At 44.2% G+C, this 22571-nt stretch carries 19 protein-coding genes; 4 read left to right on the plus strand and 15 right to left on the minus strand.

Annotated elements, in window-relative coordinates:
- Window positions 1-297: 297 nt before the first annotated feature.
- Window positions 298-1722: a glycogen synthase GlgA gene (glgA, locus tag NST94_RS16305; protein ID WP_076302595.1), complete on the minus strand. Its 1425-nt coding sequence runs from the start codon at window positions 1720-1722 to the stop codon at window positions 298-300.
- 47 nt (window positions 1723-1769) lie between these two features.
- The gene (gene glgB, locus NST94_RS16310) at window positions 1770-3707 is read right to left on the minus strand and encodes a 1,4-alpha-glucan branching protein GlgB (protein WP_076302596.1); all 1938 of its coding nucleotides are present in this window, start codon (window positions 3705-3707) and stop codon (window positions 1770-1772) included.
- Window positions 3708-3923: 216 nt separating this feature from the next.
- On the opposite strand from glgB, the gene NST94_RS16315 reads away from it, so the two are divergent.
- Complete coding sequence (locus NST94_RS16315) at window positions 3924-5147, plus strand: glucose-1-phosphate adenylyltransferase (protein WP_339281086.1); 1224 nt, start codon at window positions 3924-3926, stop codon at window positions 5145-5147.
- Window positions 5148-5247: 100 nt separating this feature from the next.
- On the opposite strand, the gene NST94_RS16320 is transcribed toward NST94_RS16315, so the two are convergent.
- The 6 genes from NST94_RS16320 to NST94_RS16345 all read right to left on the minus strand — a co-directional run bounded on the left by NST94_RS16320 (window position 5248) and on the right by NST94_RS16345 (window position 11752).
- Window positions 5248-6306 carry a GNAT family N-acetyltransferase gene (locus tag NST94_RS16320; RefSeq protein WP_339281087.1) on the minus strand — a complete coding sequence of 353 codons (1059 nt, stop codon included), beginning with the start codon at window positions 6304-6306 and terminating at the stop codon, window positions 5248-5250.
- A 6-nt stretch (window positions 6307-6312) separates the two neighbouring features.
- Window positions 6313-7779 carry a HAMP domain-containing sensor histidine kinase gene (locus NST94_RS16325; protein ID WP_051491526.1) on the minus strand — a complete coding sequence of 489 codons (1467 nt, stop codon included), beginning with the start codon at window positions 7777-7779 and terminating at the stop codon, window positions 6313-6315.
- The gene (locus tag NST94_RS16330) at window positions 7776-8474 is read right to left on the minus strand and encodes a response regulator transcription factor (RefSeq protein ID WP_036687642.1); all 699 of its coding nucleotides are present in this window, start codon (window positions 8472-8474) and stop codon (window positions 7776-7778) included. Before NST94_RS16330 ends, NST94_RS16325 begins: the two co-directional genes overlap by 4 nt.
- The gene (locus NST94_RS16335; RefSeq protein ID WP_248548717.1) at window positions 8467-9747 is read right to left on the minus strand and encodes a hypothetical protein; all 1281 of its coding nucleotides are present in this window, start codon (window positions 9745-9747) and stop codon (window positions 8467-8469) included. The genes NST94_RS16330 and NST94_RS16335 overlap by 8 nt, the downstream gene beginning before the upstream one ends.
- 34 nt (window positions 9748-9781) lie before the next feature.
- Window positions 9782-10507, minus strand: coding sequence for an ATP-binding cassette domain-containing protein (locus tag NST94_RS16340; protein ID WP_036687647.1), 726 nt, complete (start codon window positions 10505-10507; stop codon window positions 9782-9784).
- A 90-nt stretch (window positions 10508-10597) separates the two neighbouring features.
- Window positions 10598-11752 carry an MFS transporter gene (locus NST94_RS16345; RefSeq protein ID WP_076302651.1) on the minus strand — a complete coding sequence of 385 codons (1155 nt, stop codon included), beginning with the start codon at window positions 11750-11752 and terminating at the stop codon, window positions 10598-10600.
- 159 nt (window positions 11753-11911) lie between these two features.
- On the opposite strand from NST94_RS16345, the gene NST94_RS16350 reads away from it, so the two are divergent.
- The 3 genes from NST94_RS16350 to NST94_RS16360 all read left to right on the plus strand — a co-directional run bounded on the left by NST94_RS16350 (window position 11912) and on the right by NST94_RS16360 (window position 14429).
- The gene (locus NST94_RS16350; protein ID WP_036687649.1) at window positions 11912-12829 is read left to right on the plus strand and encodes a helix-turn-helix domain-containing protein; all 918 of its coding nucleotides are present in this window, start codon (window positions 11912-11914) and stop codon (window positions 12827-12829) included.
- Window positions 12830-12865: 36 nt separating this feature from the next.
- Window positions 12866-13612, plus strand: a complete 747-nt coding sequence (locus tag NST94_RS16355; RefSeq protein ID WP_076098782.1) for an HAD hydrolase-like protein — start codon at window positions 12866-12868, stop codon at window positions 13610-13612.
- A gap of 109 nt (window positions 13613-13721) precedes the next feature.
- Window positions 13722-14429, plus strand: a complete 708-nt coding sequence (locus NST94_RS16360; protein ID WP_076218221.1) for a DsbA family protein — start codon at window positions 13722-13724, stop codon at window positions 14427-14429.
- Window positions 14430-14571: 142 nt separating this feature from the next.
- On the opposite strand, the gene NST94_RS16365 is transcribed toward NST94_RS16360, so the two are convergent.
- The 7 genes from NST94_RS16365 to NST94_RS16395 all read right to left on the minus strand — a co-directional run bounded on the left by NST94_RS16365 (window position 14572) and on the right by NST94_RS16395 (window position 22546).
- Complete coding sequence (locus NST94_RS16365; protein ID WP_076130038.1) at window positions 14572-15528, minus strand: ABC transporter ATP-binding protein; 957 nt, start codon at window positions 15526-15528, stop codon at window positions 14572-14574.
- Entirely contained in the window at window positions 15518-16504 is a 987-nt protein-coding gene (locus NST94_RS16370; protein ID WP_076302597.1) for an ABC transporter ATP-binding protein, read from the minus strand. Before NST94_RS16370 ends, NST94_RS16365 begins: the two co-directional genes overlap by 11 nt.
- A gap of 1 nt (window position 16505) precedes the next feature.
- On the minus strand, window positions 16506-17408 hold the full coding sequence (locus NST94_RS16375) for an ABC transporter permease (RefSeq protein WP_081383373.1): 903 nt from the start codon (window positions 17406-17408) through the stop codon (window positions 16506-16508).
- A 36-nt stretch (window positions 17409-17444) separates the two neighbouring features.
- On the minus strand, window positions 17445-18407 hold the full coding sequence (locus tag NST94_RS16380; RefSeq protein ID WP_036687660.1) for an ABC transporter permease: 963 nt from the start codon (window positions 18405-18407) through the stop codon (window positions 17445-17447).
- 75 nt (window positions 18408-18482) lie between these two features.
- Complete coding sequence (locus tag NST94_RS16385) at window positions 18483-20624, minus strand: peptide ABC transporter substrate-binding protein (RefSeq protein ID WP_339281088.1); 2142 nt, start codon at window positions 20622-20624, stop codon at window positions 18483-18485.
- A 549-nt stretch (window positions 20625-21173) separates the two neighbouring features.
- On the minus strand, window positions 21174-22040 hold the full coding sequence (locus NST94_RS16390; RefSeq protein WP_339281089.1) for an SDR family oxidoreductase: 867 nt from the start codon (window positions 22038-22040) through the stop codon (window positions 21174-21176).
- Window positions 22041-22042: 2 nt separating this feature from the next.
- The gene (locus NST94_RS16395; RefSeq protein WP_179089435.1) at window positions 22043-22546 is read right to left on the minus strand and encodes a hypothetical protein; all 504 of its coding nucleotides are present in this window, start codon (window positions 22544-22546) and stop codon (window positions 22043-22045) included.
- Window positions 22547-22571 lie beyond the last annotated feature (25 nt).

Raw genomic sequence — 22571 nt, forward strand, 5'->3', positions numbered from 1 at the left:
ATCTAAGTTGACCCAATGACTGACTTATTATAAATCAGAACGCATGAATATGCAAAGGCATAATTGTGACAATAACTTCCTTTTAATGGATTTCTATGAGGGGAATTCTATAATACGCAGCTAAAAAATCACTTTTATTCACGTTGAAGCTAAATTCATACATTTTTACTATCCCCTATACTAGCTAAATCATTCGACTGTTTATTCCTAATTTCATAAAAAAAGGACTGCTCCCAGAGTATTTACCATACTCCCAGGTGCAATCCCTTATTAACCCATTACAGAATTCGTTAAACTTTATCTGGTTATATCATCGTAGATATCCATGTACTGCTGAGCGGATACATTCCAGCTATAATCTCCCGCGAAAGCATTTTTTGTGATCTTTTTCCAATGTTCAGGCTGCTTGTAAAAAGAAAGCGCCCGGCGCAGCGTAAACATCATATCGTGTGCATTATAATTGCTGAACGTAAAGCCATTACCTTCACCGGTTTCTTCATTATAAGCGTGCACAGTATCATTTAGGCCACCTGTCTCACGGACAACGGGTATGCTACCATACCGTAAAGCGAGCAGCTGACTGATGCCACAGGGCTCAAACTTAGACGGCATAAGGAAGATATCGCTGGCAGCATATATTTTTCGTGAGAGTGCATCATTAAATAAGATCTGTGAAGACAGCTTGGTCGGATACCGCCATGCCGCTTCCTTGAACCAACGCTCGTAGGATTCATCACCTGTTCCAAGCAGCACAAATTGAATATCATCGTGATATAGCAGCTCATCCAGCACTCGGGTAAGCAGATCTAAACCTTTGGAGTCCACGAGACGCGTGACCATGGCTACCATTGGGATATTAGCATCCACAGGTAATCCCAGCTCTTCCTGCAAGGCTACTTTGTTCTCCGTCTTCTTGGTCAAATTAGAACGATAACGGGTAACAAGGCTCGAATCTGTCGCTGGATTATAACTTTTAGTATCAATGCCATTCACAATCCCACTTAAAACATCTGACCGTGCGTTCAACAAACCATCCAGGCCGTAACCATAATAAGGTGTGCGAATTTCTTCTGAATAAGTCGGACTGACGGTCGTGACCCGATCACTGAATACAATCCCGCCTTTTAAGAAATTCACATTACCATAGTACTCCACACTACCAAAATAGCTGCTATCCAGACCTAACAGCTCTCCAAGTACCTCATAAGGAAACACTCCCTGATACAACAGGTTATGTATTGTAAATACACTCCGCATTTCACTGTAAAATGGATTGTGGCGATAATGCCCCTGTAGCAGCATTGGAATTACGGCCGCGTGCCAATCATGGCAATGCAGTACATCAGGCTGGAAATCAATGGCTGGCAGACACTCCAGCACTGCACGATTATAGAACGCAAACCGTTCACCATCGTCCATATAACCATAAATTCCATCACGGCCAAAATAATACACGTTGTCGATAAAATAAACGGGGATACCCTCATAGATAATGCGTTCAATTCCACAGTATTGTTTTCGCCAGCCAATTGGAACATACACTTCCGTTAAATGCTCCATTTGAGCGGTGAACTTGTCAGGAATCCCACGATATTTAGGCAAAATCACTCGTACATCTACCCCGGCAGCCTTCAGCGCTTTAGGTAATGCTCCAATGACATCGGCCAAACCACCCGTTTTGACAAAAGGATGGGCTTCAGCTGCGGCAAATAAAACTTTCATGATTATTTCCCCCTTAAACTGTACGGATTCTCTATTCGTACTTAGATCTATAACTCTTTTGCCTCTTTATTCTTACCCATTCGTGACGTTTTTTTAAACACCAGGAAGCTAAGGGGCGGAAGAGTCAGCTCTATGCTGTTCACCTGATTGTGCCATTCCAGCTTAACGCTCTTTTGAGGGACATTGTGCAATCCGGAGCCACCATACTCTACATTTTCTGAGCTAAAGAGCTCTTCATAAGTCCCGGCCCGTGGCACGCCTATACGATAATTGTGCCGTTCTGCCGGTTGAAAATTGATGACTATAAGCAGCGTATCTCCTGGTTTCTTCCCTCGGCGTATATACGAAATCACACTTTGATCATTGTCATCCGCATCAATCCACTGATAACCCTCTTGAGAATGATCAAGCTCCCACAACGCTTTTTCGGAGCGATACAGTTTATTAAGTGCAGCCGTGTATGCAAGCATACGACGATGGCTCTCATAATCCAAAAGCAGCCAGTCCAGCTGCTCCTGATCCTTCCACTCGATAAACTGACCGAATTCCCCACCCATAAACAGAAGCTTTTTACCGGGATGAGAGATCTGATATCCCAGCAGCTGCCTGAGGCCTGCGAACTTTTGTTCATAAGCACCCGGCATTTTGTCTAACAAAGACTTCTTGCCGTGAACAACTTCATCATGCGATAGCGGCAATGCGTAATTTTCGGCATAAGCATAACATATTGGGAACGTAAGTAAATTATGATGATAAGGGCGCCCACCAAAATCATGTTCTATGTAGCCTAGCGTATCATTCATCCAACCCATATTCCATTTGTAATTGAAGCCAAGGCCCCCTTCATGCACTGGTGCAGTAACCCCCGGCCAAGCACTGGACTCCTCAGCCATCATCAATGCTTTTGGGAAATAATGAAAGATAGCCTTGTTCAGATTCTGGATAAATTTGATGGCCTCCAGATTCTCCAATCCACCATTAACATTCCGCCGATATTGATGATCCCGCTTTTCGAAATCTAATCGAAGCATACTCGTAACCGCATCTACACGCATTCCGTCGATATGATAATACTCGAACCAAAACAGCGCATTAGAAATAAGAAATGAAGAAATCTCCGGCTTACTGAAATCAAACGAAAGTGTCCCCCAGCCTGGTTTTTCAGCTAACATTGGATCGGCATATTCATAAAGTGGCGCTCCATCAAACATACGTAATCCGTGTGCGTCTTTGGCAAAGTGAGCTGGAACCCAATCTAAAATCACACCGATACCTGCCTGATGCAGCTGATCGATCAAATACATCAACTCATGGGGTTCGCCATAACGGCTGGTTGCCGCAAAATACCCCGTCCCTTGATAACCCCAGGATAGATCATATGGATGTTCTGCCAACGGCATAAATTCCACGTGTGTATAGTTCATCTCCACCAAATAAGGAATTAACAGCTCGCTCATTTCCCGGTAGGTATAGAACTCACCATCCTCTTTTTGACGCCAGGTACCGAAGTGCATTTCATAAATGTTCATTGGCTGTTGATATGGAGCTTTGCTTTTCCTACGCCATGCTGCATCTCCCCAGCGGTAGCCATCCAGTTCTGTTACTACCGAAGCCGTTGCCGGTCGAACCTCAGCTTTGAAAGCAAAAGGATCCGCTTTAAGGAAACTTGATCCATCTGAGGCAAGAATCCTGTATTTGTAAAAAGTTCCCGGCTGTATTCCCGGAAAAAAACGACTCCAAAATCCTGAATCGGGTATCTTATATAACGAGTCCACGCCCTGTGTTCCGTCCCAATCATTATGATCACCAGCTAGTCCTACATATGTCGCATGAGGAGCCCACACGGTAAAGCGCACACCGGTAACGCCTTCTTCAGCGGCAGTGTGTGCACCCAGCATAGAATAGCTGCGATAATTGGTGCCCTCATGGAACAGATAGATATCAGCAGCTGACGGAAGGGTCTCGATTTTTGCTTTTTCAGCCAATTCTACACCACCTTTTTCAATGTGCTTGTACCTATTACCTTACCCGAATATTACCATTTTGAAAATGTTTTGATGTTAAAAGAAAAGATTTTCTGATAAAGAAATATTAATTGTAATTTTTCTGTTTACAAAGCAATATATTTCACCTATGTCGTTTCAAGCGCTTGTCGTAAGTTTATATTACAAGCATTGACAAAATAATGGGAGGGATAACAAATGAACAACAAAAAAGATTGTATCGCCATGTTATTGGCAGGAGGGGAAGGCCGCAGATTGGCTCCCTTGACTTCCAGTATGGCTAAGCCTGCAGTCCCTTTCGGTGGACAGTATAAAATTATTGATTTCCCGCTAAGTAACTGTGTAAATTCGAACATTGATACAGTAGGTGTTCTGACACAATACGAAGCTGACTCTTTGCATAATCATATCGGTGAAGGTGAGCCTTGGGGCTTAGTTAGTCAAAAGGATAAAGGTGTCACACTGCTTCCTTCAGGTGTTGAAGGCAGAGACAGTTATACAGGGACTGCTGATGCGATTTATAAAAACATTGACTTTATTGATAGCCGCAACCCAGAACATGTGCTCATTCTATCCGGTGACCATATTTACCATATGAATTACCGTAAGATGCTGAATTATCATATTGAAAAAGGAGCAAAAGCAACCATCTCAGTAATGGAGGTTCCTTGGGATGAGGCTAGTCGTTTTGGAGTAATGAACGTAAACGAAAATCTGAAAATTTCCGAATTTGCGGAAAAACCTAAAGTACCAAAAAGTAATCTTGCTTCAATGGGTATCTACCTGTTCGAGTGGGCTTATCTGAAGGAGCACTTGTTGCGGGATGCAGCTAATCCTAATTCCAGCCATGACTTTGGTAAAGACGTAATTCCTACCATGCTGGATCAGAACGATGATTTATTCGCTTACCGTTTCAAGGGTTACTGGAGAGATGTAGGTACAGTCGGCAGTCTCTGGGAAGCACATATGGACCTTCTGCAAAAAGACAATGGCATGAAGTTAGACAAGACTCATTGGCCTATGTATAGTCGGGTTCGCCGGACTAAGCTTGCAGTTCATAAACCACGTGTACAGAACCCAGCAACGGACTCTCTCGTGAATGAATCCTGCTCCCAAGAAGGTAGTCTACAACGTTCTGTAGTCTTTAATGGGGTAGAAATCGGTAAGATGAGCCAGATCAAACAAAGTGTTATTATGCCTGGAGTTCGCATTGGCCGTGGAGTGCTGATTGAGAATGCCATTATTGGTGAAGGGGCAATCATTAAGGATGGAGCAGTCATCAAGGGAAGCATAAATAATATCGTTGTCGTTGGACCACATGAGACTGTGGCTGCCAAGCCGGCGGTCCGAAACCAACCTTCCCGTCTGTTTCAGGATGTGTATGAGAAGACAGGACGTTTGCGTGAAGTTCTTCCTTCATAACAACCATTATATAGAAAAATACTTTATATAAAAAGGGGCTGTTGTCCTGGTCGATCATGACCAGAGCAACAGCCCCTTCGGTTATAAAGAATTAGTGATTTTATGAATTACGGCTAGCCGTCCATTCTCTGTCTAATATGCTCATTTCCACACAATCTACATATTGCTCACCGAATAAAGCAGACTCACGTTGAACACCCTCCCGCTTAAAGCCAACAGCTTCATAAGCTTTCAGGGCAGCCGTATTGAAATCGAAAGCACCCAGAGACAGACGATGCAGGTCCAGACCTTCAAATCCGATTCGAAGCATTTCTTGCATCATACGTTTGCCAATGGCTTTACCTTGAAACTCAGGATCTACTACTACCCTGCCGATACGTGCAGAACGATTAACCCGGTCAATGACTGAAAAGCTAATATGGCCCACTACCTGCTGCGTAGCTTCTTGAATTGCACAGAAGATAAGGCGATCGGATAAGCCTGGATGATTAGCATCCTTTAAGTATTTAACAAGCTGCTCATCATCTAAAGGATAAGTTAACGAAGGTCCTGCCCACTGCTTCAGATACTCTGGAGAAACACTCCAGCGCTTTAAGTGTTCAAAATCAGATTCCGATATAAACCTTAGGATCAGACGGTCTGACTCAGCACCTTCCTCAAAATGCTCATATAAGTTCACTAAACGACCATTTCCCATATCGTTAGTGCCCATGTAGTGAAAACCCATGCTCTGATAATAACGATTAAGCTTAATGTTATGTGCCACAGTGTCAAACCTAAGACTCTTACAGCCTAGATCTTTGGCTAGAACTACTGCATATTTAAGCATTTGCTGTCCAAGTCCTCGGCCGCGGTGGGAGTCTTTCACAGCCAATCGGTGCAAATAAGCGTAGGACTCATCATTTTTACTGCCCCAGTACTGTGGATCACTGAATTGCAACGTGAACATGCCAACTACAGCCCCATCGTCAAGGGCTAAATAAACATGTCTGTCAGCGAAATATCCTGCAATATCGGTCTCATTAAATTGTCCGGGTGTCCATTGGTTAATCCCGTTACGCTCCATCCATCCTGCCGCTTCTTGCAACAGCCTCAAGATGTCATTAACCCGATCAGGCTCTCCACGAACTATACGGATCGAATTCTTCGTTATCCCCATCTCAGGTCACGTCTCCCAATCATCTAATTCAGGAAAGGTAGCTGTAATTTGAGTTACCTCATCTGAGTTAACTTCCGGCTGTGGTTCAGTAAGAGGCAAGATGACGGTTACTTCCGTTCCCTTTCCAAGCTCACTTGCCATATCAAGTGTCCCATTATGAAGTTCTACAATCTGCTGTGAGATCGCTAACCCCAAGCCTGTTCCTCCATTAAGTGCATCCACTTGAAAGAAACGGTCCTTCACTCTGGAGATATGCGCTTCACTAATCCCTATCCCGCTGTCTCGTACCATAATCGCTGTTTCTGTAGCAGACAGCCTCTTTGCTGACAATTCAATACTGGAATCTTCATGTGAGAATTTTACTGCATTGTCTACCAAGTTCAAGAATACCTGTTTTAATCGATTGGCATCCCCTTTAACAAAGATCGCGTCTTCACATTCCAGCAGCAGATGAATTCGTTTCTTTTCCGCTTTAGCCCAAACATTCAGTATGGTCTCTTGTAGCAGCACCTTTACATCTACAACCCCAATCGACAGCTTCATTTGGTTCTGCTGCAGCTTAGAAAAGTCGAGAATCTCCTCCACCAGCCCAATCAGACGTTCACTTTCTTTGGAGATGATGCTGACTCCAAGTTTTGTCTCCTCCGGATCATACCCGCCGGAAACCAAGGTTTCGCTCCAGCCCTTGATACTTGTAAGAGGTGTCCGCAGCTCGTGAGAAATGGACGAGATAAAATCATCCTTGATCTGATTACTGCGTACAATCTCCTGAGCCATATAATTCAGCGTTGAAGCCAAATCACCAATCTCAAATTTATAGTCTCCCTTAATCCGTACGTTGAATCTCCCCTTGGCCATCTGGGCTGAAACTGCCGTAATATTATTCAGCGGCTTCACAATCGAATTGGCCAATCCGAAGCTAAACCCAACAACTACAGCCATAACAGCTGCAGCAATAGCAGTAGACAATAAGGTAAGATTAAGCAAATCATTATTGATTTCTTCTAGTGAAGTAATATACCTTAGGACATACTTATCCTGTCCATGAATCTGCAGCATTTTGGAAACCGCCATTACGCTCTCATTCGTGCCTGCCTGACGCCCTACCCAGCGTCCAACGCTGCCGCCAACGGCTTCTGGTACATCACTGGTCGTAATGGTCCGATCCGGCTGAAAGCCAGTGGAACTAGTGATGATATCCCCATTTAGCGATAAGATTTCCAGCTCCGTCTTGCTCAATGAGAACCTCTCCAGTACTTCTTGTAGCAGATAGATGCTATTATCGCTGGGTATCATGTTCTTTTGAAAAAACGACTCTGAAACAGAAATGTGATTTTTAATCTTGCTGTATACACTGTCATAATAATATGTTCTGATGGCCAGCAGGAAGATAACTTCTACGAGGAGAAGCGCCAAAAAAACTACAAGAATGTAGTGCAGAACAATCTGTCTGCGCATCCCCTTCTTAATCATTGTCCTTGGCCTTTCCATCTATATCCGTGCCCCCATACAGTCTGCAAAAATTCCGGCTCCGAAGGATTGTTCTCAATCTTCTGGCGTAAGCGCCGGATATTTACATCTACAATTTTGGGATCACCCATATACTCCTTGCCCCACACATGATCCAACAGAAGATCGCGGCTAAGTGGAGTGTTTTCTTTTTCAAGAAAGAATTGAATCAGAGAGAACTCCGTAGGCGTCAGTTCAATGGCTACATTATCACGTTTGAATTGTTTGGTAATAAGATCCAAGCTGAAAGGCCCCGAATGAAAAGAAACCTTGGCCGACTGTTCACGATGCACATTTACACGGCGCAGCAAAGATTGAATACGCGCAATTAGCTCCGTTGGGCTAAATGGCTTACTAACATGATCATCTGCACCTACGGACAAAGCGTAAACTTTATCCTGCTCCTGAACCTTGGCGGTAAGAAAAATAATTCCCAAGCGTTCATTAGTCTCCCTAATCCGTCTACAAACTTCAAATCCATCAATGCCGGGAACCATAACATCCAATAACGCAATATCAATATCAGGTATAGTGGTTAATTTATGCAATGCTTCATTCCCGTCAGCAGCCTCCAGCACTTCGAAACCATTACGCTTCAAATTAATGACTATGAAACTGCGAATGGACTCTTCATCTTCCAATATCAGAACTTTACTCATCTATTCCCTTCCTTTCAATAGGGGAGGCAATCTTATTGCTTCCTTCTTTAGTTGTACTTTGTTCTAGCTCACCACGGTAGCCGATGACTTTATCTAAATCCCGTCCAAGCAGCTCCCAGCCTTCATTCTTAGCCTTATCCCATTCCGAAGGAGAAAAGAAGGAAACCTCAGCAAAAGTCTCTCCGGTATCAGTCATGATGAACTTAAGGTTTTTATCCAGAACAGATTTCGTATCAATACTTACCTTTCCATGCAGCTCTGGATCAAAATTAATAGTAAAGCGATCCGATGGATCACGATATAGCTGGACTGCAAAGGTTAGGCCATCTTTTCCATCCCATTTATAATAGGAGGTGAAATAAGGAATATCTGCGGGGTCGAAATACTCCCATCCTTTTGGCGCTTCAAGCAATCCAACTTCAATAATGCCATCATGATCGATATCTTCGCTTGCAATCAGACGATCTTTGTAAGTCCTCGTATCACCTGGCAAAACCACGCGCAGCTTGTTATGCTCCATAAGAACAATTAAGCTGTAGGCGGATTGGAAATCCACCGAAGCGTCCAATACGATTCCTTCTTTATCCTTGGCAATCTTTCCTGCGACAATATTGTAATAATTAAAAAAATACGGATCGATATCCTCGATCTTATCGAGCACCTTAAAGCCATCATTGTACTGATAGATCGAAATGGTTGCAAATTCATTTCTTTTAAAATAAACAACGGTGATGTCTTCAATTCCATCCTTGTTAAGATCATCAAGCATATATTTGGTGTAAGGAAGTGAAAGCACTTCTTCCAATGATCCGCTGGAATAGCTATACACGACGAGGCCTTTTTCTTCCCCGCGTGAATAACCTGTAATGATATTCAGCTTCCCGTCACCTGTCATATCTTTCAGATCGACGGACTCCAGCATAGTTCCATCCCCATCAAAAACAAGCTTTTTGACCCAGGCATCTCCTTGCTTCTCTAAGATCATCCCGTGAATCTCTACAGCTTCGCTTGGCGTTCTATAGAACACCAACGACTCCATAATTCCATCGTTATTGAGATCCTCTGTGAAAATTGAGCTCTCATCATTAACCGGGCGGATCAACTCCGTACCCGCTGGAATATGTGAATTAATAGCAGCCATAAGTGTTGCTTTGTCAGCAGACAGCTGCGGAGCTTTCATCTTCGAAACGGGATCACTGATGAAAGTACAACCCGAAAGTACGGATAACGACAGTGTTGCAGCTGCCAGGCACCTAAGACTTTTTATACTCAACCTCATCACTCTTTTCCTTATCCGTGTCCGAACTTTACAAATTCGCGCGTTCCTGAGACGTTAATCTACGTCCCTTTATATCATGCTTAATTCGTCCATCTTCTAGTACCCATATACGTGAAGCGAAACGTTCAGCCAGTTCAATAGGCAGCACCGTCACTACGGTAAGACCCGTCTCTTTACACAGTCTGCGCAAAGTTTCCAATACACTTTCTGCCGATTTGGGATCCAGACCCGTAACCGGTTCATCCGCTAGAATTACTTTGGCACCATGAGTTAATGCTCTAGCAATCGCTACACGCTGACGTTCTCCACCGCTTAGCTGGCTAGTCTTCATCTTCGCTTTGTCTAGAAGTCCAAGGGCATCTAATTCATCCATCGCACCCATATAATCATCTGAACGAACCATCCCTGTAACCATACGCCACATTGGCGTCTGTGCGGACTGGCCGATCAGCACGTTTTTCAGCGCTGTGCGGTTAGGATTGAGCTCTGCATTCTGCTCCAGGTAAGCCCACTCCCGGCGAATTTTTCTTTTTCCGGAAAAGGCACTCGCCATAATATCCGTACCGTCCACTCTAAAATTCCCTCTGTCCCACTTCTCTCGCAGCGCTAAACAGCGTAATAAAGTCGTCTTACCGCTCCCACTCGCTCCAAGTATGGCTACGAGTTCACCCGGCTCTAATTGAAATCCTATATCCTGCAGGACCGGATTTTTGTCTTCCCCAACTGCCTTGGCTAAGTGTTCAACTGTGATCATAGTTCAGCCTCTCCCTGTCTTCATCTATAATCTATAGTGTACTCTGAATGTGAGTTCAATTTCCATGCGAGCACTCGTTCTTATCTTACCTCAATTTCTAGGTTGTGGCGAGAATAATAACCCAAGCAAGCCGAACACGATATATAAACCACCCATCAGGGCAAAAATACCGCCGCTTAAGCCCACTTGCAGCAACAAACCACCAATGCCGGGGCCGATAATACTGCCAATACTAAAATGGAAAGAAGCAACCACATTAGCAGCAGGCAGTAGATGTCTTGGCAAAATATCCGCGGCCAGACTTAGCCCTAATGAGAAAAAGGAGCCCACTAATCCTCCTGCGATCATCAGAAGTACCATTGTCAGCGCAAAATGATCACCTGCCAGCGGCAACATAGTGAAGGCGATCCCGCCTCCGATCCCAGCAATAATCAGTACCCGCTTGCGGCCAAACCGGTCGCTCCACAGACCTAATGGAAACTGCAGAAGCAGTCCTCCGATCCCTGCAAAAGGCAATAACGCTGCAATTTGATCTGTGCTGTAACCGATACGCAGACCATATACCGGAAAGCTGCTATTTAAGCTAGCTTCCATAAAGCCATATAAAAGGGCTGGAATTAAAGCGAACCAGGCTAAGCTGTAACAACGACCGAAACGGCGAACCTGGCTTTCACCACTCTCCGCTTTATCTGGCCGGGAATCCGGCAGAATTGTAGTCACAAGGATTAAGACTAACAAAAATAGAAATGCGAGAACAATAAAAGGCACGGCCTGTCCATAACGCAGCAGACTAATCCCAAGTGGTCCCAAGCTAAAACCCAGACCATAGGACATGCCATATAGTGAAAGATTACGCCCGCGATGCTCGGCAGGTGTCATAAGCAGAACCCAAAGCTGGGCCCCGTAATTAATCGCAGCATCGCCCACACCCACAAGCAGACGCAATACAAACCATACCTTGATCCCTGTAAAAAAGGGAAACATGAGCAAGCTTACTAAGACTAAACTAATCCCACCAGCTATCAATTTTTTAAATCCAACCGCTCCAAGAACACGTTCAGCAATCAAGGTCATCCCAAATGATCCTATGTATAGGGCGGCAGCATTCAATCCGTTCAGTGACGAGGAGACTCCTTTTTGCTCCAAAAGAATGGATAGAATGGGCAGCAACAGCCCTTGGCTAAGCCCTGCGGCTATAGTAGCGGTAATAAGAATCATGAAAGTCATTTTGCTATTACTTCGTATAGATACTTTAAGCCGGTCTGACACGGATGATATCCCCCTATAATAAAAACAATGATGTGATCTAACGCCAATTGGCAAACACCGAACATTATAGTGGACAACCCTCTTCAAAACAAGAGATAATATGAGAAGTTACGGATTTCTGGGGGTGCATGTTACATGGATTACGAATTAAAAATCGACGTATCGCCGGTTTATGAACTGTTGGACAGTTTTATGATATATGTAACCAGAAAATGGATCTCCAATTTAGACCTCGGTCCCCACTGGGTTAGTGATGTGGAAGATCGCATTACTCCTCATAAAGTAACAGCTCTCATGCAAGCTGCCGAGTGGCCATTTACAGATTATGATGTGTTATATGCTTGGGTTTACAGCCGAGGGCCCGCAACATCAGTGCTGCATTTCCTGGATGATCTGGATTCAGCTTCTATAGAAGAGTGTTATCAGCAGATCGCACCGTTAATTCATGATTTCACCATAGATGAAGCTTCCCGGATCAAGAGCAGCTATAGTCCGCTTCTTAGACTCTGGTATGAGCAATATTTTCGTCATGTTGAACACAAGATTTTACCGTTATTAATTGAAGATGCCTCTGAGAAAAAGATGCTGGAAAGCAAAATGGACCCTATTTCTTTAATTGAATATGCATCCGGTGGTGTAGTTTTCGAGGATATACGGGATCTTAAGACTATAGTATTATTGCCTACCGTTCATAATCGACCAATTAACACCTACTGCTTCTACAAAACTATGGTGATTGTACAGTATCCTGTAGATGTGCCATTGGAAGATGAAAATGAACCCCCGATGGTGCTATTGCGCATGACCAAGGCGCTGTCAGATCCAACCAGACTCCGATTGCTTCGGTATGTCGCCCATGAACCCAAATCTCTATGGGAGATGCAGTCCGATCTAAATCAATCCAGAGAAATGCTTATGCATCACCTAATGATCCTACGCGTAGCCGGTTTACTCCGTATCCATCTTCGCGGGGAACAAGACGAGCGCTTCAGTATCCGTCCAGACGGCGCTTCTGAGCTTCAAATGTTTCTAGAATCTTATATTCACCTATAGAACACTATACAGATACAGATCCAAGGAGTGAGAGATATGAAATACACAACTCAACAAGTAATTTTCGATCTAGATGATACGCTGGTTCATTGCAACAAATATTTCGATTTAATTTTAGGGCAATATTTCGAGCTCATGACTGATTGGTTTAATGAATTTGGCCCAAGCACCAGTGAATTACGCAGCAAGCAAATAGAAATTGATGTTGATACCGTCAACACAAGTGGCCTGGCCAGCGACAACTTTCCCAAATCCTTAATCGCCACCTACCGTTATTTCTGCGCCAAATATAACCGTCCGACAGATCGCTTTCAAGAGCAGCAATTACACAAGCTCGGCCTAAGCGTTTATGACCAAGAAATTGAAGCTTACCCTGGCATGGTTGAAACACTCGATACGCTGAAGCAAGAGGGTCACCATTTATTCTTGTATACTGGCGGGGACGACACCATTCAGCAACGTAAAATTGAACAAATGAAGCTGGATGCTTATTTTGACGATCGTATCTATATTCGGAAGCATAAAAATGTTGAGGCGCTTGAAAATATTTTGGCTACCCAAAGCTTTGACCGCAAACGTACCTGGATGATTGGCAACTCGTTACGTACAGATGTACTTCCCGCAGTTACCGCAGGCATCAACAGTATTTACCTGAAGCAGCAAAATGAATGGAGCTATAACCTTATCGAGCTGGAGCAAGAGATGCAGCAAGCCGTGATGACTATTTCGTCCATCCACGAGGTGCCCCCTGTCATTCGCTCAGCCGCTAAATTCAAAAACTAATAATCTAGCTGCAACGTTACGTAGCATTGTTACAAATGACATATCTACACTACCAACTGGATGATTATACTATTTTTATAGTATTCCTATATTGTCTAGGAGGTGAGATATGAATAAGAAAGTGTCAGCTAAACAATCTCAGACCAAAAGACCTTTGCTTCCCATGATATTAGGTGTCGTTGTTGTAATCCTTCTCGCTGTAATTGTTTTCATCTTAAGCAATAAGACTGATGATACAGCAGATCTACCCAACTACACCGACGTAAAGGGAAGCATTGTTGTTGATGGGCTGAAATATGAGAAGCAACCTCATCTTGGAAGTCCTGATGCCAAAGTTAAAGTTATCGAATTCGCAGATTTCAAATGTCCCGCCTGCAAAATGTGGACTGAAAAGTATCTGGATACTTTTATTAAAGACTACGTAGATACCGGAAAAGTGGAACTTTTCTTCATGAACTTTGCATTTTTGGACCGGGACTCTTATCTTGCTGCTAGCGCCGGCGAAGCCATCTACAAGCAAAGCAACGAGAAGTTCTGGGAATACCTTCATAAGCTGTACGCTAATCAAGGCGATGAGAGTCAAATTTGGGCCACTCAGAAATTCATTTTAAAATTCGTTAAGAATAACATCGAGGGCATTGATTACGCCCAATTTGAAACAGATCTCAAGAATCATACCTACATGTTCGATGTAAAAGAAGACTTTAAGATCGCTGGTTCCTACGGAGTGAACGGTACTCCTAAATTTATGGTGAACGGAGTGCTGCTTCAGGATTCTTCGTATGAAGGGTTAGCAGCAGCGATTGACAAGCAGTAAGCAGTCTTTAAACTGCGCCCTATAAGCTGTTCACTTTGAAAAAAGTGACCTTCTTACAGGGCTTTTTTGTGTGTATGAATTAAAAAAGATGACTTCTATGATATACAGAAGTCATCTGCTGATTACTTAATTAAGCCTCTGCTTATTCTACCAAATGACACACGGCACTATGGCCTTCTGACACGATTTTCCGTTCAGGCTTGACAGCCATACATACATCCGAGGCAAAAGAACACCGGGGATGAAAAGTGCAGCCACTTGGTGGATTGAGCGGAGATGGTACCTCACCTTGAATCGATACCATCTGCTGCTTCTGCTCCACACTATCCGGAATCTTCAAAATCGAATTTAGCAGGACCTGCGTGTAAGGATGCGTAGGTTTCTTGAACAATTCATCCGCCGGAGCCTGCTCAACCACCTCTCCTAAATAAAGAACCGCGATATCATCACTCAAATACTCCACTACTGCCAAATTATGCGAAATAAAGATATAAGTCAGGTTAAACTCCTTCTGCAAATCCTTTAGTAGTTGAATGACTTGAACCTGAATAGATACATCCAATGCGGACACCGGTTCATCACAAATGAGCAATTTGGGATTCAGTGACAACGCTCTGGCAATCCCAACCCGCTGCAATTGTCCACCTGACAGTTCATGCGGATAAGCGTATTGGACTTCAGAAGGCAAACCGACCCGCTCAAGTAGTTCGATCACACGCTCATGCCGGCTTACTTTAGTTCCGATTTTGTGGATAGCCATTGCATCTTCAATAGCGTCTCCTACCGTCATTCTCGGACTGAGGCTCGCCTTGGGATCCTGGAAAATAATTTGCATATCCCGGCGCATCGCCCGCAGCTTCTCTTTATTTGCCTTTGAGAGCTCCACGTCCTCAAAAAATATTTTTCCTTTGTCAGATTCGAGTAGACGCAGAACCATTCGCCCTAAGGTTGATTTTCCTGAGCCACTTTCCCCAACAAGCCCCAGTGTTTTCCCCGCTTCCAGGGTAAAAGAAACATTCTCGATGGCATGCAGCTTTTTTCCTTGTACCCGAAAAGTTTTCGAGACATTTTCTACGCGCAAGAGCGGATTATTGGGCATAGGAAGCGACCTCCTCAGCATGATGGCAGGCGATCTGATGATCGGTGCTAAAATCACGAAGCTTGGGAACTTCATTCTGACACCGTTCAGTTGTATAGAAGCAACGATCGGCAAATGGGCAGCCGGTCAATGTCTGTGTAAGTGTCTTTGCCGTCTTTGGAATAGGCATTATTTCTTTTCCCTTGTGGCCCACTTCGATAATGGAGCGTTTCAATCCAAGTGAATAGGGATGCGCCGCCTCACTTATGAACTTGTCCGTAGTGGCTTTCTCCATGATTTGGCCCCCGTACATCACGATGATTTTGTCACAAAAGTTGGTCGCAAGGCCAAAATCATGCGTTACCATAACTACGCTCATCCCATGTTTTCTGCGTAATTCCTGCAATAGTGCAAGAATCTGCATCTGCACAGTGACATCAAGCGCGGTTGTTGGCTCATCGGCAATCAATAATTGCGGTTCACATGCCAAAGCAATAGCAATCATGATACGTTGGCGCATACCACCGGAAAATTCGTGAGGATAACTTTTAAACCGTGATTTAGGATCCGGAATCCCCATTTCATGCAAGAGCTGAATGGTTCGGTCAAAAGCTTCCTTCCGGTTTGCATATTGATGTGTCAGCATGGCTTCCATTATTTGATCCCCGATACGCATGATCGGGTTCAAGCTGGTCATCGGATCTTGAAAAACAACGCCGATGTCACACCCACGAATATCTTCTAATTGTTTGGGACGCATTTTAAGTAAGTCCTTACCATTAAACTGAGCTGTCCCCGATGTTATTTTTCCATTTTCACGGATGAGCCCAATTGATGACATCAATGTAACAGACTTACCGGAGCCACTTTCACCAACAATCCCCAAGGATTCATTTTCATTGATCGAAAAACTGACGCCGTTTACGGCATAAACTTCATCTTCACTGCGGGAGAACTTCACATGAAGGTCATCAATAGAAAGTAGCGGTTCACCCATATTAATTGCCTCCTTTCGGACTGAATGCTTCCTGGAGACCGTCTGCTACAAACAGAAACGAAAGCAAGGTTATTGCAAAGATACCTGCCGGAAAATACAGCAGCCATGGAAAGCCGAGAATATTCTCACTGGCTTGAGCAATCATACTCCCAAATGAAGGGATTGGCGGCCGAAGCCCCATGCCAAAAATACTTAAGCCTGCAATCTGGATGAGATCACCGGGAATCCCGAAGGCGAGAGAGACACCCATACTGCCGATAACATTCGGCAACATATACCGTCTGGCAATATGCGCCTGAGATGCGCCTAACGCTCTTGCCGCTTCTACCATCTCCCCGTCCCGCATACTTAGGACCAGACTTCGGATCAAGCGTGCATATCCCGCCCAACCCGGAATTCCAATTGCTAGAATCAAAGATAAATACCCACGTCCCAGCATAATGACTAATATCAAGGCGAACAAAAACCCCGGCAAGGTCATCATAAAATCCACAGCACGCATAATAATCATATCGGCGATTCCGCCGCGCAATCCGGCCCACAAGCCCAATATAATCCCGATAATGAAGCTGACCAAAGTCGCGCCAAAAGCAATAATCAGAGCGCTTCGAACACTGAACAGAATCTGGCTGAACATGTCATGCCCCACATTATCCGTACCAAAAATATGCTGCCAGGTCGGCCCTTGATTGATGGCCAAAAAATCTCCCGTGCGATAGTCATATGGGGCCACCCAAGGTCCAATGATCCCCGCGATCAAAAAAAGGATAACCCAGACCAAACCAATAACGGCAAGACGATGTCTTTTAAATCGCTTCCAACCTTGATAAAACTGGGATCTCTGAAGATTCTTTTTTCTCTTCAAAGCTACATCCGATTGAGTTGCTGCAACTGTGCCAGCCAATTGCTCCCCCTCCTAGGTTCGTATAGTCTGTGCCGCTTATAATCTGACACGCGGATCAATAAAGGCATAAATAATGTCAACGAGTAAATTCATAATCATAATCATGGATCCCAGCAGAAATACAGATGTGATGGCGAGCGGATAGTCGAAACTGGTAAATGCCGTCTGCATCACCTGACCAAGCGCTGGAATGGCGAAAATTTGCTCCACCCAGATCGTGCCCATCACGGTAAAAGCAAATTGTGGTCCGATGACGGTTATCATCGCAGTCAGCGAGTTTTTGACACCATGCTTAAAAATCATCGGCCAATATTTGACACCCTTAGCTTTTGCGGTTCGCATAAAATCCGACCTCATGGTTTCGATCAGACTGCCCCGCATATATCTGGCAACAACACCGACATTCGCCGCAGATAAACAAATAATCGGCAAAATTGCTTGCCTCCAGTGACCCCATCCCGTTACGGGCAGAATCCCTTGAAACACAACACCAAATAACAAAACCATAATCACCGCGAGAACAAATGCCGGAATAGCCTGACCCGTCAATGAGATGGTGCTTACCACATAATCAATCCAAGTGTTACGTTTGAGTGCTGCAATAATGCCAAGCGGAACCCCGATAATTACCGAAAGAACAACAGATCCAAAGGCCAAAAGTGTACTGATCGGCAAAGCCTGCTTCAGTTGAGTCGCAATTTGCAAAGACGGATTCTGCATCGAATTACCGAAATCGAAGGTTAATTGATGCCAAATATACTTCATGATTTGTTGCCACAGCGGTAAATTCAAACCATACCGGCTTTGAAACTGGTCCATGACTTGTTGATAGAGAACAGGGTTTTGCCCTTGCAGCGGAGCCAGTGCCGTAGCCATGGTATTCGTATTCATGAAACCGCCAGGTGAATAATACATCATGGTATAGCTAACTGAAATGACCAAGATTAAAGTGATAATAATTTGTAAAATGCGCTTTGAAATAAATTTCAATATGGTCAAATCCGACCCTCCTTTACCGATTCACGGGCACCATAATTGGCGCCCGTGATTGGTAATTATTCAACCCATTTAGGATTATTCTACAGATAAAAGATGTAGCCCATAGAAGTTGCCCCATGCCCAAGGATTTGATTGCACTCCTGTAATGCCGGGTTTTACCAAGAAGTATTGCTGTTGATAATACAACGGAACAGCATAAGCTTCTTCGAGCAGGTTATTAACTACCTTAGCCGCGATAGGAGCAGCGTCTTCGACGGTCAGCGCATTTACGAATTGCGCTTGCCACATTCTCAAATCTCTTAAGGTATCAGATTGATAACTGTTGTAATATACCTGTACATCAAGTGCATTTTGATTCAACTTGCCACCTGGCGCGTTTGGTGCTACGAAGGTCCAAGCGGTTACAAAGGCGGCATGTTTTTCATCGTTATTTTTAGCATTTTTCCAAAGGTCTACAATCTGTTGCCATTGTTCAGCGGCCGTTGGAAGCCCCGGTTGTTTCAAATAAGGCTGCCAATCTGCAGGCTGCTCTGCTGTCCATTTATCCAAAAAGGCGATATCCTCATTAGCAGCTTTTTCTAATGCTGCCCATTCGCTCCATTCCACACCGGCGTTCTTATTATCCGGATCCCCATATTTTTCAATGGCCGGTTTATAATAAGTTTCCTTGGTCCAATCCACGAATTGTTTCGTAGCTTCTAGCGGGGCATCCAGTGTTCCTATGGAATATAGTTGCTGCGTTGCACCCATGTCCAAACTTCCTGGTTCACTCCAGTTGGTTGCGCCCGACGCCAGAATAAAGCCTGGTTTTGCATCGCCCTGAGGTCCGCTGTACTGATAAGCGTTAAACTGCGCCTCATTGAGCTGAACTAGCTCTGTTTTGATACCAAGATTTTGTTGCAGTAATTGACCTAACGCCAAAGCGATTTGTTCACCCTGAGCATCTACTTGCTTGACCCCAACATACAACGATAGGGTTGGCAGACCTTTACCGCCTTCATAACCAGCATCCTTCAATAATTGTTTGGCTGCCTCGAGATCTTCCGGAAGTCCTTGCTCCAGTTTTTCCGTTGGCCAACCTGGTGAAGCAAAGATATTGGTCGCCCCGCCCATGCCGTTCAGCACCGATTCTACGATCGGTTTACGCTGGATCGCTTTGGCGATAGCCTGGCGCACCTCTTTTTTGTCATATGGAGATTCCGTTGTCGGGTTGCTCCAGAGCAAATATTTGATCGCATAAGTCGCTGCAGTATACAGCTGGGACTTTAGCTCCTCCGTTTTCTTCACGTATTGTAAATCAGACGCGCTTTGGATTAGAACGACATCTGCATGGCCGGACATATAATCCTCCACCGGCACGGTTGTCGCCGGAAGAACATGGATGGTCTCTACATTGCCGTGATTAAGCTGGCCGGCTGCACCTACATAATTCGGATTGCTCACCATGACGAGTTCACCGTTAGGTGTAAAAGATTTAACCATGTAAGGGCCGTTGCTCACAAAATTCCCCGGTTCAAACCACTTACCAGGGTTCGCTTCGACCGCTTTAGGATTCATAGGCATCGACCCGGAAAGAACCATATCCCCCAGAATAGCGTGAGGCAGCGTGGTCGTAATTTCCAGCGTGTAATCATCAACTACTTTTAGACCAACTTCTTCTTTACTTACAGATCCGGCATGGTATGCATATCCGTTCTTCACAAAATTAAGTACGCTTAGCCAAAGTTGTGCGGTTGTGTTAGCTGGATCCAATTGATACATATAAGAAAAATAAAAATCATGGGCGGTTACTGGATCGCCGTTTGACCATTTGGCATCTTTACGGAGGGTAAATGTCCAAGTTTTTTTGTCATCGGAAACGGTATAACCTGTCGCAATTTTCGGAACGATTTCATTATCCTGATTGTAGCCATAAAGCCCTTCGAGCAAAGTTCCTTGCCCTACCAGAATTTGTCCTTGCCATTGTGTAGGATCGAGCGTCGGGATCTTTGGATTGAAAACGGTTACCGAACTTCCCGCTTTAATTTCAAGATCAGAAGCGCCCTCATTCTTAACTGCCGTTTGACCCACATCACTGGTTGCTTTTACCGAAGTATTGCTATTACCTGCAGCATTTTTACCGTTCTCATTGGCACTATTAGAGGAATTACTGCAAGCAGTCACAGATAACAAAGAAAATGACAGAAGTAGAGCTAAGAACGCCTTCTTTTTTTTCATCCTCAAGTGAACCCCCTCATACATAGTCTTGAAACAAAAAAACTAACATTTTATTATCTTGTTATCTATGATGTTATCCTTCACCTTTTCATGCTTTGCCCCCCTAAATTTAAACTCCGATGTTTGTTGGTGAACTTACGAATATCTTCTTTTGAATATCACTCAGGAAACTAAGAGTAATCGCTTACATTCTAAAATTTTCCACAAAGATTGTCAAGAAAAAATGTTACGTTAGTTAGCATAACTAGTTATTATTAATATAACTTAATCTTATAATATGAATTTTTCGTTAATTTTTTATTAGCTTTTTTAGTGTTATTTCGTAAATAACACTAACTTATTGACGATTTTTAGCTTATTTCTTGTAATGCTGATATAAATGCTATAGAAGAACTAGTTCTATGAGTTGAGTTCCTTAGGACATAATAAAAAGAGTGCATCCCGGCAGTCATTTTATGACCTTTGGGATACACTCTGAACCATTTAGATATGGGAATCGGAATAAAATACTGTTATCGATACAAATATCAGAATAGGTGGACTCCGCCTCTACCGGAAATTATCTACACACTCATGTAGAAAGGCGTCTAGTGTGCGTGGATCTCTGCCGAGTAAACGCTTCACAGTGTCATTTGGACTTTCTGGCACCATCCTAGACATGGTTTGAATTTCCACAACGTGGTTCGCGAGCCAAGGAGGCAGATTCCCATGCTCAATAAGATTACGGAGTAGTACTTGAGGGTCCATGTTGATGTAACTTATCGGCCGATTAAGCAGGGCAGATAGTCGACTCGCGATCTGGGGATAACTGAAAATCTCCGAACCAGTAAGCGTATATATATGGCCTGATACCTTGTCGTTGGTCAGAACTTCTGCGGCAACGTCTGCAATATCGCGACAGTCAATAAAGTTACACGGTGAAACGCCCATAGAGCCGAAGAAAACATTTTGGGTTGTGATCGTTGGTGCAAAGCGCATTAAATTTTGCATGAACGCATAAGGGCGCAATACGGTATGGGTGATACCCGATACCCTCAACGTGTTCTCAATTTCTTGATGCCAGCCCGCCACTGCCACTGGAGCGCTATGCTCAAAGGCTGGACTGGATATTTTTACGATATGTTTGATTCCAGATTCGGTGGCAATCTGAATGATTGAGGTTTCCAATTCGATTTGTCTTGGACTGTTGGACATGGCAAGGAAGAGCTGGCTAGCACCTGTAAACGCGCGGCGCACCGATGTAGGATCAGAAGCATCCACAAAAGCGACCTCGATAATTGATCGGCTTTTTTCTCCGATTTGATCACGCAACTTCTCTGGCTCTCTGCTCAGCGCCCTGACAGGTACACCAAGATCAACCAAACGTTCCAAAAGCGCACTTCCAATCGTACCTGTTGCTCCCATAATAACTATCATTTTTATCTTCTCCTTTTGGATGAAAAATCAGTTGTGACGGCAAGTCGCCACCGCCATGTCACTATCGTGCTCGCTATGAATCCAGACAACGGGAAATCGATCCAGACACGATTTACCCAGACCAAGTGATTACTCGGAATCATAATTTCTACTACAACAGATGTCACCCATGCAGCGTATAGCCCAAATGAGGACCCGGCCATTGCGAATACCCCTACCACAACCAAGTGAGGTGCACCGATGACCCATCGCAAATGGCCCACTCGACTATGCAACAAAAGTCCAATCATCAAGGCCATCAAGGCGGATGCACCGCCAATAGTGGTCAATGCCGCTATTTGAAGCCCCCTATCTGCAGTAACCAATCCCCCGATACCTGCCATAATGGCAGGAGCAGCATAGGCCATTACAACTTCACGCCATAGTACAAAAGTCTTTTTCTTGGAACCAACAGCCTTGATGCTGTAAACATCATCTGTCTGATTCGGGTTTTTCATCTGGTTCATTTACTTGCTCCCTTCTTCTTTGAAA

The sequence above is a fragment of the Paenibacillus sp. FSL H8-0282 genome, assembly GCF_037963825.1.
GTDB classification, from domain to species: Bacteria; Bacillota; Bacilli; order Paenibacillales; family Paenibacillaceae; genus Paenibacillus_AQ; species Paenibacillus_AQ odorifer.